Origin of the sequence: Limnohabitans sp. (assembly GCF_040401495.1) — a bacterium.
Lineage (GTDB): Bacteria > Pseudomonadota > Gammaproteobacteria > Burkholderiales > Burkholderiaceae_C > Limnohabitans.
In genome coordinates this window covers 1-1,345 of sequence record NZ_JBBAOI010000067.1, presented here as the reverse complement: position 1 = coordinate 1,345, position 1,345 = coordinate 1, and the positions used below count along the sequence as shown (strand labels likewise).

The 1,345-nt window shown below is 49.9% G+C and carries 1 protein-coding gene; it reads left to right on the top strand.

Features of this window, described 5'->3' with window-relative positions; translation table 11 throughout:
• Positions 1-116 precede the first annotated feature (116 nt).
• Positions 117-1,345 (top strand): hypothetical protein (locus AC9UEO_RS13700; protein WP_509534656.1); only part of this gene is annotated, 1,229 nt, incomplete at its 3' end.

Below are 1,345 nucleotides of genomic sequence, written 5' to 3'. Positions count from 1 at the left end.
TAGCCACCGCGGCACAGTTTCGTGTTACTGAGGACCAAACGAACTCTAGTAATACACGTGCCAGTGTGCTTTTTACCCCCTCTCCAGTGCCTCCAGCGATTAGCAATACAGGACTGGTGAACAACCCCAACCCTTCGGCGGGCGTGAGCATCAAGGTGGAAGGCGCCCGAGTGATGGCGCCTGTCACCACGTTGGCAGCAGGTGTCAAAGCCACTTTCTATTTAGATGACGCCAAGCCTGGTCAGCAATTACAAGTGCTAACCCGTGATGGCCGTCAGCTCTTGGGTCAAACGCTGAGTGAAACAGAAAAAGCGCAAATCCTTAAACCTGAAAACGGGTTTGTGCCAGATTCCAATTACAGCGACGCCTACCTCAATAAATCTAACAAAGACGGTTACCGCGGCATGGACGTTTTTTATGGCGCCATGGCTAAGGTGCGTTATGCACAAGTGTTTGACCGCAACGGCGTAGCTGCCCCTCCCGTAGCAAAAACTGCGCAGCTTGTCACAACACGCATCACAGACAGCGAACCTGGTATTCAAATTCCGGCTGGCGCCACCGTGCTCAATGGTGTGCCTATGCAGGCTTTAGAAACACAAATCAACACCCCGCTGTCGCCTAGTGACGTGGCCGCATGGATCAATGGCGCATCAAAAATCAAAATTTCTCAAGCCTCATTTAGTGACTTCTCTTTTAAGGTGGGTGGTGTTGCAATTGATATTGCCGATATCCAGCCTTTAGATTCCATTTACGATTTAAGCGCGCTGGCTACTGACTTGCAGATGCAATTGCGTCAAGCAGATTTGACTGACAACTTGTCTGTGAATGTTGCAAGCAATGGCATAGATTTAGAAGTTCACGATGCACTTGGCCGCTCCATCAGCGATGTTGTGCTGACACCTAGTACAGGCTACGAGTCTGGTGGTGAAGTGACCGTGAGCAACAGCATGACTTCGCAAACCGGCGTGAAAGCTAGTGTTTTTAACGACATTCGTGTGCCAGCGCAACAACTCGATTACACGCGTCCATTAAAGATCAACGGCCATACCGTCGCTCCTGGTTTTAAGGACGTCACCGCCTTGGTTGATGCTATCAACAGCACCCCCAATATTGGTGTAACTGCCAGTGTGCAACAAGGCGATTTAGTCATCAGCGCTGTGCCAACAGGCCAGCCTATCAATATCAACCCTACACCTACTGTCCAAGGTGATGGCAATGCCTTGGGCATCACGCCCACCACCTACAACGGTCAAGTGCGCATGGACCAAGTGGTGCGTGACTTGCATATTTTTAGCACCAACATTGACTACAACAAAAAACTTGAAATAAACGGCTCAAAGATTGA